Origin of the sequence: Enterococcus sp. BWR-S5 (assembly GCF_016745255.1) — a bacterium.
Taxonomy (GTDB): Bacteria; Bacillota; Bacilli; order Lactobacillales; family Enterococcaceae; genus Enterococcus_L.
Genome location: NZ_JADOEQ010000013.1, coordinates 94,627 through 108,469, shown reverse-complemented (window position 1 = coordinate 108,469; position 13,843 = coordinate 94,627). Strand labels below are relative to the sequence as shown.

Annotated in this window: 16 protein-coding genes; all 16 read left to right on the top strand. The window is 38.4% G+C overall.

Annotated elements, in window-relative coordinates:
- Positions 1 to 74: 74 nt before the first annotated feature.
- Complete coding sequence (locus tag IW510_RS14895) at positions 75 to 1,217, top strand: glucose-1-phosphate adenylyltransferase (protein ID WP_202060983.1); 1,143 nt, start codon at positions 75 to 77, stop codon at positions 1,215 to 1,217.
- Positions 1,207 to 2,358, top strand: a complete 1,152-nt coding sequence (gene glgD, locus IW510_RS14890; protein WP_202060982.1) for a glucose-1-phosphate adenylyltransferase subunit GlgD — start codon at positions 1,207 to 1,209, stop codon at positions 2,356 to 2,358. The genes IW510_RS14895 and glgD overlap by 11 nt, the downstream gene beginning before the upstream one ends.
- A complete protein-coding gene (glgA, locus tag IW510_RS14885) occupies positions 2,359 to 3,792 on the top strand; it encodes a glycogen synthase GlgA (RefSeq protein WP_202060981.1) in 1,434 nt (477 codons plus the stop codon).
- Positions 3,793 to 3,954: 162 nt separating this feature from the next.
- Positions 3,955 to 6,366, top strand: a complete 2,412-nt coding sequence (locus IW510_RS14880; protein WP_202061055.1) for a glycogen/starch/alpha-glucan phosphorylase — start codon at positions 3,955 to 3,957, stop codon at positions 6,364 to 6,366.
- A gap of 15 nt (positions 6,367 to 6,381) precedes the next feature.
- Entirely contained in the window at positions 6,382 to 8,214 is a 1,833-nt protein-coding gene (locus IW510_RS14875; RefSeq protein WP_202060980.1) for a glycoside hydrolase family 13 protein, read from the top strand.
- A gap of 379 nt (positions 8,215 to 8,593) precedes the next feature.
- Positions 8,594 to 8,896, top strand: a complete 303-nt coding sequence (locus tag IW510_RS14870; protein WP_202060979.1) for a hypothetical protein — start codon at positions 8,594 to 8,596, stop codon at positions 8,894 to 8,896.
- A 191-nt stretch (positions 8,897 to 9,087) separates the two neighbouring features.
- Positions 9,088 to 9,708, top strand: a complete 621-nt coding sequence (locus IW510_RS14865; protein WP_202060978.1) for a sugar O-acetyltransferase — start codon at positions 9,088 to 9,090, stop codon at positions 9,706 to 9,708.
- A gap of 12 nt (positions 9,709 to 9,720) precedes the next feature.
- Positions 9,721 to 10,101, top strand: a complete 381-nt coding sequence (locus IW510_RS14860) for a RidA family protein (RefSeq protein WP_202060977.1) — start codon at positions 9,721 to 9,723, stop codon at positions 10,099 to 10,101.
- 91 nt (positions 10,102 to 10,192) lie between these two features.
- Positions 10,193 to 10,627 (top strand): hypothetical protein, encoded by a 435-nt coding sequence (locus tag IW510_RS14855; RefSeq protein WP_202060975.1) that lies wholly within the window; start codon positions 10,193 to 10,195, stop codon positions 10,625 to 10,627.
- A gap of 14 nt (positions 10,628 to 10,641) precedes the next feature.
- Positions 10,642 to 11,163, top strand: coding sequence for a GyrI-like domain-containing protein (locus IW510_RS14850; protein ID WP_202060972.1), 522 nt, complete (start codon positions 10,642 to 10,644; stop codon positions 11,161 to 11,163).
- Positions 11,164 to 11,423: 260 nt separating this feature from the next.
- Positions 11,424 to 12,113: an aspartate/glutamate racemase family protein gene (locus IW510_RS14845; RefSeq protein WP_202060970.1), complete on the top strand. Its 690-nt coding sequence runs from the start codon at positions 11,424 to 11,426 to the stop codon at positions 12,111 to 12,113.
- Positions 12,114 to 12,185: 72 nt separating this feature from the next.
- Positions 12,186 to 12,419, top strand: coding sequence for a hypothetical protein (locus IW510_RS14840; protein ID WP_202060968.1), 234 nt, complete (start codon positions 12,186 to 12,188; stop codon positions 12,417 to 12,419).
- 27 nt (positions 12,420 to 12,446) lie between these two features.
- Complete coding sequence (locus IW510_RS14835; protein WP_202060966.1) at positions 12,447 to 12,674, top strand: hypothetical protein; 228 nt, start codon at positions 12,447 to 12,449, stop codon at positions 12,672 to 12,674.
- 125 nt (positions 12,675 to 12,799) lie between these two features.
- Positions 12,800 to 13,174 (top strand): hypothetical protein, encoded by a 375-nt coding sequence (locus IW510_RS14830; protein ID WP_202060965.1) that lies wholly within the window; start codon positions 12,800 to 12,802, stop codon positions 13,172 to 13,174.
- A 155-nt stretch (positions 13,175 to 13,329) separates the two neighbouring features.
- On the top strand, positions 13,330 to 13,596 hold the full coding sequence (locus tag IW510_RS14825; RefSeq protein ID WP_202060964.1) for a hypothetical protein: 267 nt from the start codon (positions 13,330 to 13,332) through the stop codon (positions 13,594 to 13,596).
- Between the two features lie 54 nt (positions 13,597 to 13,650).
- Complete coding sequence (locus IW510_RS14820; RefSeq protein ID WP_202060963.1) at positions 13,651 to 13,797, top strand: hypothetical protein; 147 nt, start codon at positions 13,651 to 13,653, stop codon at positions 13,795 to 13,797.
- Positions 13,798 to 13,843 lie beyond the last annotated feature (46 nt).

The window sequence follows — 13,843 nt, the reverse complement described above, 5'->3', positions numbered from 1 at the left end:
GGGATTTGGGATATGTTTGAAGCATTGACCTCTCAACTGTCGGTTGCAAACACGCCCAATCACCTGAAAAAAAGATGAATAATGAAATGTTAGCAATGATCTTAGCCGGAGGGCAAGGAACAAGGTTAGGGAAATTAACTAAAAACATCGCAAAGCCTGCTGTACCATTTGGAGGCAGATATCGCATTATTGACTTTACCCTAAGTAATTGTGTCAACTCGGGGATTACTGATGTTGCTGTAGTAACACAATACCAGCCATTGGCTTTAAACAGTCATATAGGTAACGGGGCCAGCTGGGGATTGGATGGCATCAACTCAGGATTGACAATTTTACAGCCATACTCAAGCTCAGATGGAGAAAAATGGTTTCAGGGAACAGCTCATGCGATTTATCAAAATATTGCCTACATCAACCAAGTGAATCCTCAATATGTACTGGTACTCTCCGGAGACCACATTTATAAAATGAACTATGAAGCAATGCTGGAAGAACATAAGAAAAATAATGCTTCTTTGACTGTTGCGGTCATTGAGGTACCAATCAAAGAGGCCTCCCGTTTTGGTATTATGAATACCGATGAGAACGACCGAATTATAGAATTTGAGGAGAAACCGGAGGAGCCTAAAAATAACCTGGCTTCAATGGGTATTTACATTTTTAACTGGGCTCGATTAAAAGAATTGTTGACTAACAGCTATTCAAAAGACAGCCAAATGTTGGACTTCGGAAAAAATGTTATTCCTGCTTATCTGGATGCCGGAGACAACGTTTATGCCCATCGCTTCAATGGTTATTGGAAAGATGTGGGAACGATTGATTCACTGTGGGAAGCGAATATGGAATTTATTGATCCGGAAAATGAGTTGGATATTCGGGATCGGTCATGGAAAATATTCTCTAAAAACACCAGTTCACCACCGCACTTTTTAACGGAGACCGCTTCTGTGAAAAATTCCTTGATTGTAGATGGGTGTTATGTTGCCGGAGAGATTAAGGACAGTATTCTTTCAACGGATGTTCAAGTGAAAGCAGGAACGACGATAGAGAAAAGCATTATTATGCCCGGAGCGAAAATAGGCGAGAATGTGACAATTAAAAATGCGATTATCGGTGAGGATGCAGTGATTGGTGATAACGCTGTGGTTTATGATGAAGAAGAGATTGTTGTAGTAGGATATTCTGAAGTAATTGGGGTGAAAAGCGATGAAGACTAATAGAATGTGTGCGATTATCGGTAATGTGGAGCGCTTTGACGATTTAATGCCGTTGATTGAAAAACGTCCATTAGCGATGCTTCCGTTTGACTGTAAGTATCGGCTGATTGATTTCCAGTTGTCCAGCGTGGTGAATGCTAATATTGGCAGTCTATTCATGATTTTTAATGATGGGGAAACTCAATCAGTATTTGATCATATCGGCGGCGGCAAAGAATGGAACTTGGATTCGTTGAAGAACCGCTTTTTCACCTACTTCTATCAGGATTTTATTAAAAGAAAGAATGAAGGAAAACCTTATTTCAGCTCAGTGATTGATTATCTGAATAAATCTGAGTCTGAATACACCGTGATTATGAGCAGCCGGATGCTCTGTAATTTGGATCTTAGAGCGATATTGAAAATCCATCAGGCTAGACAAAACACGATGACGATGGTCTATAAACGTGTGAAAAGGGAAAGTGTTTGTTCGAAAGATACCTTATTGGATGTGGATGAAAACGGACAGGTTAGCGGCTGTCATACTTTGGAGGATTACAGCTCTGAAACGGAGAGTGAAAATCTTAGTATGGATGCATTCATTGTTCAGACCAATTGGTTGATTCAGTCATTGGAGAAGGCTCAGACACAGGATGTATCGCCAAATCTGTTAGATTTCCTGAAAAGTCAGCTTGGGAATGTAAAAAATTCAATCTATGAATATACAGGCTATTTAAAAAATATTTACAGTCTGCAATCTTATTATAAAGCGAATATGGATATGCTTGAGCCCGCTAAATTCAACGCTTTAATGTACACGAATCAAAAAATTTATACTAAACTGAAAAATGAAGTACCAACCTACTATTCTGAAGATTCAAAGGTGAGCAGCAGTCAGTTTGCGACCGGCTGTGTGATTCAAGGAACGGTGGAGCATTCGCTGGTTTCACGTCGAAGTAGAATCGATAAAGGCGCCGTAGTGAAGCATTCGATTATCAACACGAGTGCCAAAATTGCTTCGAATGCTTGGATTGAATATGCTATACTTGATAAAAATGTCATTGTGGATCCTGGTGTGCAGATTAAAGGAACTCCGGAGAAACCAGTGGTCATCCGAAAAGGGGAACATGTCACTACGAATGTGTCTGAAGGAGAGGTCTGAATGAAAGTTTTATTTACTGCAGCTGAATGTGCACCATTTTTTAAAACCGGCGGCTTGGGTGATGTTGCTGGTGCCTTGCCGAAACAACTGAAGGATAAAGGGATAGATATACGCATTGTTCTGCCTTACTATCAGCAAATGCCTTTGAAGTATCAGGAGCTCTGTGAAGATGTTTTGTCCTTTTATGTGGATGTTGGCTGGCGTCACCAGTATTGCGGCATAAAAAAACTGGTGCTTGATGGTGTGACGTATTATTTTGTTGATAATCAGTATTATTTTGATCGGGATGGATTGTATGGTTTTTATGATGATGGGGAACGGTTTGCTTATTTCCAGCTTGCGGTGGTAGAGATGCTGGAGAAAATCGATTTTATTCCGGATATCATTCATGTAAATGATTACCACACAGCAATGATTCCATTTCTAATTAGAGAAAAGTATCATTGGATTCAGGCGTATCAAATGATTGAAACCGTCCTGACAATTCATAATATTGAGTTTCAAGGAATTTTTGGTGAAGATATTCTATCTGATCTTTTTGGAATGGGAAAAGAGCGGTATTATGATGGAACAGTTCGTTTTGACGATAATGTTAATTTCCTAAAAACAGGAATTTTATATGCAGGAAGAGTTAATACAGTCAGTCCCTCTTACGCTGAAGAAATTCAGACGCCGGAATTTGGCTCGGGACTTGATGGCGTACTGCGGATGGAAAAGGATAAGCTAAGCGGTATTTTAAATGGAATTAATTATGAAATTAATGATCCGGAGAAAGACCCGCTAATCCCTGCCAATTTCTCGAAAGACAATTTAACAGGAAAAGCGACAAATAAGGCAGCTCTTCAACAGAAAATGGGGCTTCCGGTTCGAGATGTTCCACTAATGGCAATCGTTAGTCGTCTGACACATCAAAAGGGGTTTCAACTGATGATGGACGAGATGGAATATATGATGCAGGAAAATGTACAGCTGGTTGTTTTAGGAACGGGGGAAGCCGGGTTTGAACAAGGCTTCAGAGATTTTGCCCATCGCTTTCCGGAAAAATGCTCAGTCAGTATTTCTTTCGATATCAAGCTGGCTCAGCTGTTCTATGCTGGAGCAGATTTGTTTTTGATGCCTTCTGCGTTTGAACCTTGTGGACTCTCGCAAATGATTTCTATGCGGTATGGCACATTGCCAATCGTTCATGAAATCGGTGGGTTGAAGGATAGTGTGATTCCCTATAACCCAATAACAAAAGAAGGAACCGGCTTCGGTTTTTCTGAGTTTCGTTCTGTTTATCTGATGGAAACCATTCGACTGGCAGCAACTGTTTATAGTGAGGAACCAGAAATCTGGCAACAGCTGATTCAAACAGCTATGGGAAAAGATTTCAGCTGGGATTCTCCTGCTCGAGAATATATAGGACTCTATCAATTGCTAAAAGGAGAGTAAGAAGAATCAACTGCCCGTACCTGCTTAGGGGAATAGGGTATAATTGGAATGATTTTTGTTATAATCAACTTTGGCGTTCAATGATAACAGAGGTTGAGACAGCAATTCGGTTGTCCCAGCCTCTTGTTTTACAAAAAACTAGGGAGTAAGTGAACAATGGAAATTACAAAAGAGCAGTTTAAAAAAGATTTTAAGCGACATGTGCAAGAAAAATTTGCCAACGTGGTTGAGGAATCCTCAAATGATGAATTGTTCGCCTCATTGGGATCGGTGATTCAGGCATACTATTCGAATGCTTGGAAGAATACACGAACAGAAACGCGTGCTTTGCAATGCAAACAGGCCTATTATTTTTCGATAGAATTTTTACCGGGGAAAATGTTGAAAAGCAATTTACTGAATATGGGGCTGCTGGATACTGTTCGCGACAGCCTAAAGGAAATGAGTATCGATCTGGAAGACCTTTGCAAAGTGGAAAAGGATATGGCGTTGGGAAATGGCGGTTTGGGACGTCTGGCTTCTTGTTTTATGGACTCTATTGCTTCTTGTGGGTTACCGGGAAATGGGAACGGCATCCGCTATGATTATGGCTTGTTTAAACAGAAATTCGTTGATGGCAATCAGGTGGAACTGCCGGATGAATGGCTTCGAGACGGAAATGCTTGGGAAGTTCGTAAAGCCAGCAAGGCTGTTAATGTGAATTATGGTGGGCATGTTTATTTGAAAGAGGATGAAAATGGTAAACTAAAGCCTGTCTATGAGCATCAACAGGTTTTGAGAGCTGTTCCGTACGATACCGGCATGTTAGGCTATCATAATAACATGGTGAATACCTTGAGACTCTGGTCAGCAGAAATCCCTGAGTTTGAAGAAAGTAGATATCAGAGCATTGAGGAGCGACGGGATTTTCGTGATTTAACTGCTGTGCTTTATCCGGATGACTCCAACTATGAAGGACGTCTGATGCGTTTAGTTCAGGAATACTTTTTTGTTTCTGCAGGGATTCAAAGTATCATTCTTTCCCAGAAAAAAACTGGTATTGCTATGACTGATTTAGCGAATTATATAGCCATCCATATCAATGATACTCATCCGGCACTATGCGTGGCGGAAATGATGCGTATCTTGGTGGATGAAGAGGAGTTAAGCTGGGAAAAGGCGTGGAATATCACTGTCAAAACGATGAGTTATACCAATCATACAATTATGGCGGAGGCACTGGAAAAATGGCCGGTATCGATGCTGAAGGAAGTGATTCCGAGACTGTATCAGATTATTGAGGAAATTGATCGCCGATTTGTAGAGGAAATGACGCCACTGGTTGATTTTGAACTGGTTGAACGGACAAGAATCATTAAAGATAATCAGGTACACATGGCACATTTGGCAATTATCGGCAGTCACAGTACCAACGGTGTGGCGAAGCTGCATTCGGATTTGCTGAAAGGAGTTGTATTGCACGATTTCTATCTACTATATCCGGAGCGGTTTAATAATAAGACAAACGGCATTGCGCAAAGACGCTGGTTGCAATTGGCAAATGAGCCTTTGGCAAATGTGTTGGATCAGACAATCGGCACTTCATGGCGTAGAGAAGCCAACGATTTGCATCTACTGATGAACTATAAAGATGATCCGAAGGTCTTACAGCAGCTGGCTGATACCAAGCATATGAATAAGGTGCGACTAGCAGATTATATTTTGGAAACAACAGGAATTGAGGTTTCGGCGGATGCAATTTTTGATGTTCAGATTAAGCGTCTCCATGCCTACAAGCGTCAGTTGTTAAATCTGCTGCATATTTTGAAGCTGTACTTTGAGCTGAAGGACAATCCAGAAGCGGATATTTATCCACGAGTCTTTATTTTTGGTGCCAAAGCAGCACCGAGCTACACGTATGCGAAGCATATCATCAAATGTATTAACGAAGCGGCTAACTTGATTAACAACGATGAAACAATACAAGGAAGATTAAAAGTAGTGTTTTTGGAAAATTACAATGTCTCTTTGGCAGAGCTGATTATTCCGGCAGCCGATGTCAGTGAGCAGATATCGTTGGCATCCAAAGAAGCTTCCGGCACCAGTAACATGAAGCTGATGTTAGACGGTGCAGTAACGATTGCAACCCTCGATGGTGCCAATATTGAGATTCGAGACATCGTCGGAGATGATAATATAGCGATTTTTGGTTTAACTGAAGAGGAAGTCTATCGTTATTACGAGATACAGGACTATTCAGCATTGAAAATTTATGAGAGTGACCCAGTCATCCAGCGTATATTGAACGCTTTTATAGATGGAACGATTCCAAACATAAAAGTGGAAGGGCAGGAAATTTTTGATTCTCTGATTCGATACAATGATGAATACTTTGTTTTGCGTGATTTTCATTCATACGTAGATGCACAAAAATCAATTGAAAATCTTTATCGGGATAAACTGCGTTGGCAGAAAGTTAGTTTGATTAATACAGCACATGCCGGGCATTTTTCTTCGGATTATACTGTGCAGCGTTATGCAGAGGATATCTGGCAAATTGAGCCAATAAGAAAAGCGGGAAATGACTCTGAATAAATAGGGGAGACAGTAATGACGGCAATTTATTTTAATTCCTGGCAGAAAGAATATAAGCAGCCTTTCGGAGCGATTGAAAAAGGAGAAACAGTAACTTTTTCAATTGCTGTTCAGGAATCGATAGTTGAACAGGTTTTGCTGATAATGCGTAAAGAGGATGGGACACGAGGCGTTGAAAAAATCAGTATGTCTCCAAAAGAGAATCATCGTTATACGTGCACATATCCTTTAGCGCAGGGATCAGGGCTTTATTTCTACTATTTTGAAATTATAAAAAGAGAATCGAATCAGGAAACGGAAACCATTTATTGCGGATCAGATCAGGGCAAAGGGGGAGAGGGGATTCTGACTCGTGATTCAGAGAAACTGCATCCTTATCAGCTGACTTGCTATGAGAAGGCAGATCCGGCGCCTGAATGGTATCGAAAAGGAATTGTATATCAGATTTTTCCGGATCGATTTTATAACGGAAATCTCCACAGAGCAATCGCTCAGCCTAAAAAGAATACATTCATTTACGGCAGTTGGGAAGATGAGCCGATGTATATTAAAGATGCGGAGGGAGAGATTGTCCGCTGGGATTTTTATGGCGGTAATTTGCAGGGAATCATAGAAAAAATTCCGTATTTGAAGGAATTAGGGATTACGGCACTATATTTAAATCCTGTCTTTGAGGCCGCAAGTAATCATCGATATGATACCGGCGATTATTTAACAATCGATGGCGTGTTAGGGGATGAAGAAACCTTTCAACGCTTGCTTGACCGTCTTCATGAAAATAACATGCAGCTTATTCTGGATGGGGTTTTCAGCCATGTAGGAAGGAACAGTCGCTATTTCAATTATGATGGTCGTTATGGCGAAGGTGTGGGAGCCTATCGTGATCCGAAAAGCAGGTATCGGCAATGGTTTAAATTTTCTGACTATCCTGAGGATTATAAATCTTGGTGGGGTGTGAAGGATTTGCCGGAAGCGGACAAAGAGAATCCCAATTTTCAACAGTTTATTTATGGAGAAAAAGACAGTGTAATTGAAAAGTGGACAGCTATGGGAGTAGATGGTTGGCGTCTGGATGTAGCCGATGAATTGCCGGATTTCTTTATAGAAGGGATTCGACGGGCGGTGGATCGATACCCTGAAAAAGTATTGATTGGTGAAGTTTGGGAAGATGCCTCCAATAAGATATCTTATGGACAGCGACGTCAGTATATTTTCGGAGACGGCCTTCATGGTGTGATGAATTATCCGTTTCGTGATATTATTCTGGACCTTCTTTCAGGAAAACAGTCTGCACAAGAAGCAGCAGAGAAACTAACGGTTCTTCAGGAAAATTACCCTGCCGATATTTTTGCCAATAATTTAAATAATATTGGTACACACGACAGTGAACGGATTGCGACGTTGCTGGACAATCAATTATCTAAGCTAACACTTGCAGTTGGACTAATGTTTGCTTTACCGGGGGTACCTACAATTTATTATGGAGATGAAGCCGGTCTGACCGGTGGCAAAGATCCGGAGAACCGAAAATTTTTCCCTTGGAGTACCATTGACTCTGACACGTATACTTGCTATCGGAGCTGGGCGGAAAAACGAAAAGCAATAGAGGCACTGGTTCACGGAGAATGCTATTTATTCCATTCAAATGGCCTTTTTGGTATTTTACGTTACAGTGAACATTCTCAACTGGTTCTTTATCTTGTCAACGCACAGAACCAAGCCGTATCGACAGAACAGCTCTTTTTTACTCGGAAACCACCAATTTCAGAAGGCATTCTGGAGGAGCTGCTAGCAGATGTAGTGATTGCTGAGTGGGGCGAGTATTTTGTAACGAAAAAGTTGGATTAAATGAAAATCAAGGAGTTCATTCAAACAAACTATCGCAATCCGGATGAACTTCGAATCTATAATGAATGGGGCTGATGAGAGTAGAAATACTTTTTTCAGTCCTATTTATTTCTTAAAAGTATTGATAGATTTTTTTCGATGTGTGTATCATTTTCCATTTAAAAAGGAATAGATTGATTGATAAGATATATGAGGAAGCGGTAGTAAAAAAAATAGGAAATGTGTATAATAAAAATAAGAATAGATAAGAATTTCTTGAAGAAATTGTATGGAGTTTGGACAATTTTAACCGTTGGAAAGACTACTTTTGGCGTTTTACTTAGTCAAAATAGACTAAAAAGATGGCATTGTTAGTCAGTTAAGAATTGGAGGAGCTAAAATGAAGAAAATTGCATTTGTTTTATACGCAAAACAGTTACTTAGTGTTACTTATCTAGGAGGACTTCCAAACACGTCAGCACTTGAAAAAGAACTTCATGAAGCATTGGATGATACTTATGAAATTACTTTTAAATGGGAAGAGGCTGTAGAAAACAGAGCTGTAGATGCATTAATTATTCCAGATCCTTTCCCGCCGATGGTAAATGATGAAAATATTCCGGAAATTAAAATCCCTGCACAGCTGTTACTTAACAAAAAGGTAGCTGAAGTGAAAGAAATTATAGATGGATACTTTAAATAGAAAACTGGGCAGTACTACTGAGGGTGAGGTAGTGCTGCTCTTTATTTAGCAAATAAATGGCTTAATAACTTAAAAGAATAGTTTTAGAAATAAAAAGAAGTATGGGTGAGAGCTAAAGTTTTCAAAAAGGATCAGTAACCGGAGCTAGTAGCTGGTCAGATATCAAAAAGAAAAATAACTGGAGGTACACTATGAATTTACAAGATCAACAGAAACTAATTTTAAGTGGTCAAATGTATAATGATTTAACACCAGAGTTGATAAAGGCAAGAGAAAAGGCAATTGTTTTAACCAATAGTTATAATTCAAGCTTTGGAAAACCACAAAAAGAGCGGGAACAACTATTATCAGAAGTATTGAAAAAAATTGGAACCACTGTTCATTTTGAGCCAACGTTTAGATGTGAATTTGGGCACAACATAAGTATTGGTAATAATTTCTATGCTAATTTCGATTGTGTAATGTTAGATGGTGGAAAAATAGATATTGGGGATAATGTCCTGTTTGGACCCAAAGTCGGAATTTATACTTCTAATCATGCCATTGACCCTTGGGAACGTATCAATGGAGCATGTTATGCAAAACCTGTCAAAATTGGAAATAATGTTTGGATCGGAGCGAGTGTTCAAATAAATCAAGGGGTTACAATTGGAGATAATTCAATTGTCGGTTCAGGAAGCGTGGTTACGAAAGATATACCTGCCAATGTAGTTGCCGCAGGAGTTCCTTGTAAAATAATTAGAAACATAACGGAAGAGGACAAAACAGGATATCATCAATCAGAATACCCAGATTTCAAAAACAATCAATAGGAGGAGAATGATTTGAGCGAGATTATTAGAAAAGATGTAAATGACGAATGGGCGCATACAGGCATCATAAAAGCCGGAGACTATCTCTTCACTAGCTACTGTGTGGGTAATATTGGTGAATCAATAGAAAAGCAGATAGATGGCGCATTTGATGTGCTGGAAAAACGACTTGCTATGTTTGATTTGACTGTTGATTCGGTGGTGAAAATCGAAGCTCTTTTTAGAGATATTTGGGACATTCCAGTAATGGAAAAAGTTATCAAGAAGAGATTCAAAAATGGAAAGTACCCAGTCAGAAAATCACTTCAAACAGAATTTGCTCACAAAGGTGGAGAAAAGGGTTTACTTTTCCAACTAGATGCAATTGCGTATGATGAGAAAAATAGAGGATAAGTGAAAATTGATTTTATCAAAAAGTATGTAGACAGCACAAACACAGATTGGTTCAAAAATTCTTAAAAACGATGAGTAAAGAAGGTGCCAAGTGAAAAAAATCAGGGGAAATAATCCTGTATTCTTAATAATTTCTCTTATAGTACCGTGGCGATATCTAAACACCTATTACTATTTAGAAAATGGAACACTGTATATTTCTAGATACTATGCTAGCAAGGTGTCCAAAAGATTTAAAAGAGAAGTTGTGAGAATCAACATAAAAGATATTCAAAAAATTGGATTCAATGGTGACTTTGAAAATGAGGCTGTAGAGGCAACTTTGCAGGGAGTCTATGGGAAATATGAAGCTCAAGAAATTGTATTCATTTTAAAAGACGATATGGCAGTAGGATGGAATTGTAGAGGGTATACGAAGCAACAGATAACTCAGCTGTTAAAATTTCAAATGAGTGGAGAAGATATTATATTTGGAACTAAACTACGAAAAGCCCTTGAAATTTCAACATGTCACAAAAAGGATTAGCAGGAGGAAAATACATGAATAAACCAGAGATAAAAGTCCTTCAGATAAAGCAAAAAGATTTCCTTTTTCTTGGAATAGAAAATGAAATAATGGGCCCTATTGAGAATGCCGATTTTGAATCAATTTGGAGTAACTTTTTTGAAGTTGGAGGTTTTGACAAAATCAGACCCTATCAGCAGAAAGAAAGCTTGCCAATGGTCATTTATCATCAAAACCACTCTGATGACCTTATCTACTTTATTGGTTCCATAATTGAAGGTGTCGATGAGATTCCAAATGGATATACAATGTATCATTTTCCAGAGTGTGAATTTCTTGTAGTTACAACGGAATGGTTGCGGACTGGAGAAGAGGCACTTGGAGAGCATGGACTTGGGCAATGTGGAGAATATGAAAAGGTTGTAGAGATACCAGAAGGATATATTCGATATGATAACAGAGACAGTAAATACATATTAATAGAAAGAGAAAACTTCAACACAAAAAAAGGAAGTAGATATGAATTTTGGGTTCCAATAAAAAAAATGAATAGCTAGGGCTGGAAACGAGATTGAACACAAAAAGACTAGAGTGCTAAGTCTATTGCTTGAAGCTTCAGCATATTAAATTAATGAAGAAACAGCTCATTTGTGGGCTGTTTCTTCATTAAAAATTTTTTTAGTAATAAGTTTTGCTCGCCAACCATATTTTTCACAGCTCCCACAAAACAATTTATTCGCAGTTACTTTTAGAGGTCGAATTTCAGTTAAACACTTAAAAATATTTATGGTATCATTTAAAATAAAGGAGTTTTTTTATGAAGACAATTGGTTTGATAGGCGGCATGAGCTGGGAAAGCACAGTGACTTATTATGAAAAGATAAATGAGTTAGTTAACCATTCACTGGGAGGGTTGCATTCTGCAAAAATTGTTTTGACAAGTGTTGATTTTAGCATAATCGAAGAGTGCCAAAAGAACAATGAATGGGAAAGAAGTGCAGATATTTTAACTGAAGAAGCGTTAAAACTGGAAAAAATTGGCGTAGATTTTATTCTGATTTGTACGAATACAATGCATAAAAATTTTGACCAAATTCAAGCAAGAATCTCCATTCCAATACTCCATATTGCAGAGGCGACGATAGAAAAGCTGCAAGAAGAAAAGATTTCACACGTTGGATTGTTAGGAACTAAATATACAATGGAACAAGATTTTTATAAGAAAAGAATCATTGATGCTAACATTCAAGTTCTAATTCCGCAATCGAAAGAGATAGAAGTCGTAAATGATGTCATATTTGATGAGTTGGTATTTGGAGAAATTAAACCAAAATCCAAAGATATGTATTTGAAGATAATTAATCATCTAATTGATCGAGGAGCGGAAGGTATCATATTGGGATGCACCGAAATAGGCTTGTTGATTAAACAAGAAGATGTTACTATTCCAATTTTTGATACTACATTAATCCATTCTGAGAAAGCTGTTGAAAGAGCTTTAAACTAGTTGTTTCAACTAAAATAGATGAATAGTCAATTAGAAACCACTGCAATACTTGACAGTAAAAGGAGAAAAAACGTGAACCATAGGCATAAATTAGGAGATTATCTGTATAAGAATGGAAATATTTATAAAATCATTCCGCATTGGGACAACAATTCAACGTTAGAGTTGTACTCCATTTTTCTAAAAGAATCTACAGGAAAAATATATGGCAGCCCATACCTAATAAAAAGCGATGATTCGAGCTATTTGGATGCAACGGTTGAGCAAATAAGAGCGTTTGATTTAGCTGAGAAGTTGTGTCATTGATTAACAAAAGGAGTAGAAAGGAAAAAAATGAAGATTGTTTTTGTTGTAAGCCAAGTTTTATTTGTTATCAATTTAGTCATATTATTTATTCTGCCGTCGATTTTTCGAATGCTTATGTATTTAAATCCAGCTGAAAATGGGGTAGGCTTTTATCTGATGATTTCTGTTTCGACTGGATTGATGGGTATAGTAATAACAGGTCCTTTGGCTATCACTACGAGTGTAGTCTACGCGTGGTATAAGAATAGGAAATAAGAATAGATGATTCTGAGGACAATTTCGCCGCAAGTGTGAGGTTATCAATAAAGTTAGCATCATAATTTTAGCAAAAGTGACTGATTTTTGTGCTTTCAAAAAGGGAAAAAAAGGAAGGAATTGATTTGTTGGATGAGAATGAATGGGAGCAAGAGCGGTCAGTACAAGGTTGTGGGTTTCTATTTTTATTGATGCTTGCCATCGCTGTTCTACTAGGATTTGGTGTAGTAAAATTGAGTGATAATTTTCTGAACAATCCAGGGGAACAGATACTAGCGCAGCTACCGGATTTTGTAGAGGTTCCTGATTATGACCGCAAGGATGAATTTCCTCAAATAACTGAGGTGAAGCAACCTTCGAAAAATGAAAAATGGTACGAGATTAAAATAAAGACCGCCAATCAAAAAAGATATTTGTATTTAGTAAAAGCAGTCGTAAAAAAGAAATTGTTTCTGCAGCCGGAAGTTAAAATAACGGAAGTTGTAGAGTATGGAGAGTAACCCTTTTGGGACTGGTATAGTTGATAGGCTTCTAAATAATCGCTTGGCTTTCTAAAAGACCGAGTTTAGCAGCTGCGTGCGTTTGGAAGAGGAGGGGCTTCTAATCGACGTAGTGATTTTCTAAAAAAAGATTGTCAGCTGAAAGGAGAGTTATAATGAGTGAAAAGGATGAAGTGCTGTCTGGATTATGGGCACCGCCTGCGGATGACAGCGGGTTACGAGCAGCAAGCAACAATTGGGATGAAGCGATTGAACGAGTTGCAATTGAAGGCTTCAAAGTGGCTTATGGCGGAGGAATTGTTGCTATAGACAAAGACTCTACCTATTATGAAGATGCAAAAGGGAGAGTATTAATAGGTTGGCATGGGACGTATAATCCACCTCGTGATATGGCAGGGTATTCAGCTATCGAAAAGGATTAGTAGTCAGTGATGAAACATAATTTTGAAGAATAAACGACTAAAAAGGAGAGAACGATGAAAAAAGGAAACAGTGATTCTATAGCCATAGGCATATGTTTTGGCGTAGCGTTTGGTTTAATATTTGATAATCTAACGTTGGGGCTGGCAATTGGCGTTGTCTTTGGTGCAACAGGTGTATTTTCTAGTAAGAAAAAAAAATAAGGAAAATGGCCATTAAAAAAGGTAAGTGAGCAGGGATAAACGGCTC

Bases quoted from the DNA above. Each gene is read 5' to 3' on its own strand.
- IW510_RS14895 (WP_202060983.1), top strand. From the start codon at position 75: ATGAATAATGAAATGTTAGCAATGATCTTAGCCGGAGGGCAAGGAACA.
- glgD (WP_202060982.1), top strand. From the start codon at position 1,207: ATGAAGACTAATAGAATGTGTGCGATTATCGGTAATGTGGAGCGCTTT.
- glgA (WP_202060981.1), top strand. From the start codon at position 2,359: ATGAAAGTTTTATTTACTGCAGCTGAATGTGCACCATTTTTTAAAACC.
- IW510_RS14875 (WP_202060980.1), top strand. From the start codon at position 6,382: ATGACGGCAATTTATTTTAATTCCTGGCAGAAAGAATATAAGCAGCCT.
- IW510_RS14870 (WP_202060979.1), top strand. From the start codon at position 8,594: ATGAAGAAAATTGCATTTGTTTTATACGCAAAACAGTTACTTAGTGTT.
- IW510_RS14865 (WP_202060978.1), top strand. From the start codon at position 9,088: ATGAATTTACAAGATCAACAGAAACTAATTTTAAGTGGTCAAATGTAT.
- IW510_RS14850 (WP_202060972.1), top strand. From the start codon at position 10,642: ATGAATAAACCAGAGATAAAAGTCCTTCAGATAAAGCAAAAAGATTTC.
- IW510_RS14845 (WP_202060970.1), top strand. From the start codon at position 11,424: ATGAAGACAATTGGTTTGATAGGCGGCATGAGCTGGGAAAGCACAGTG.
- IW510_RS14835 (WP_202060966.1), top strand. From the start codon at position 12,447: ATGAAGATTGTTTTTGTTGTAAGCCAAGTTTTATTTGTTATCAATTTA.
- IW510_RS14825 (WP_202060964.1), top strand. From the start codon at position 13,330: ATGAGTGAAAAGGATGAAGTGCTGTCTGGATTATGGGCACCGCCTGCG.
- IW510_RS14820 (WP_202060963.1), top strand. From the start codon at position 13,651: ATGAAAAAAGGAAACAGTGATTCTATAGCCATAGGCATATGTTTTGGC.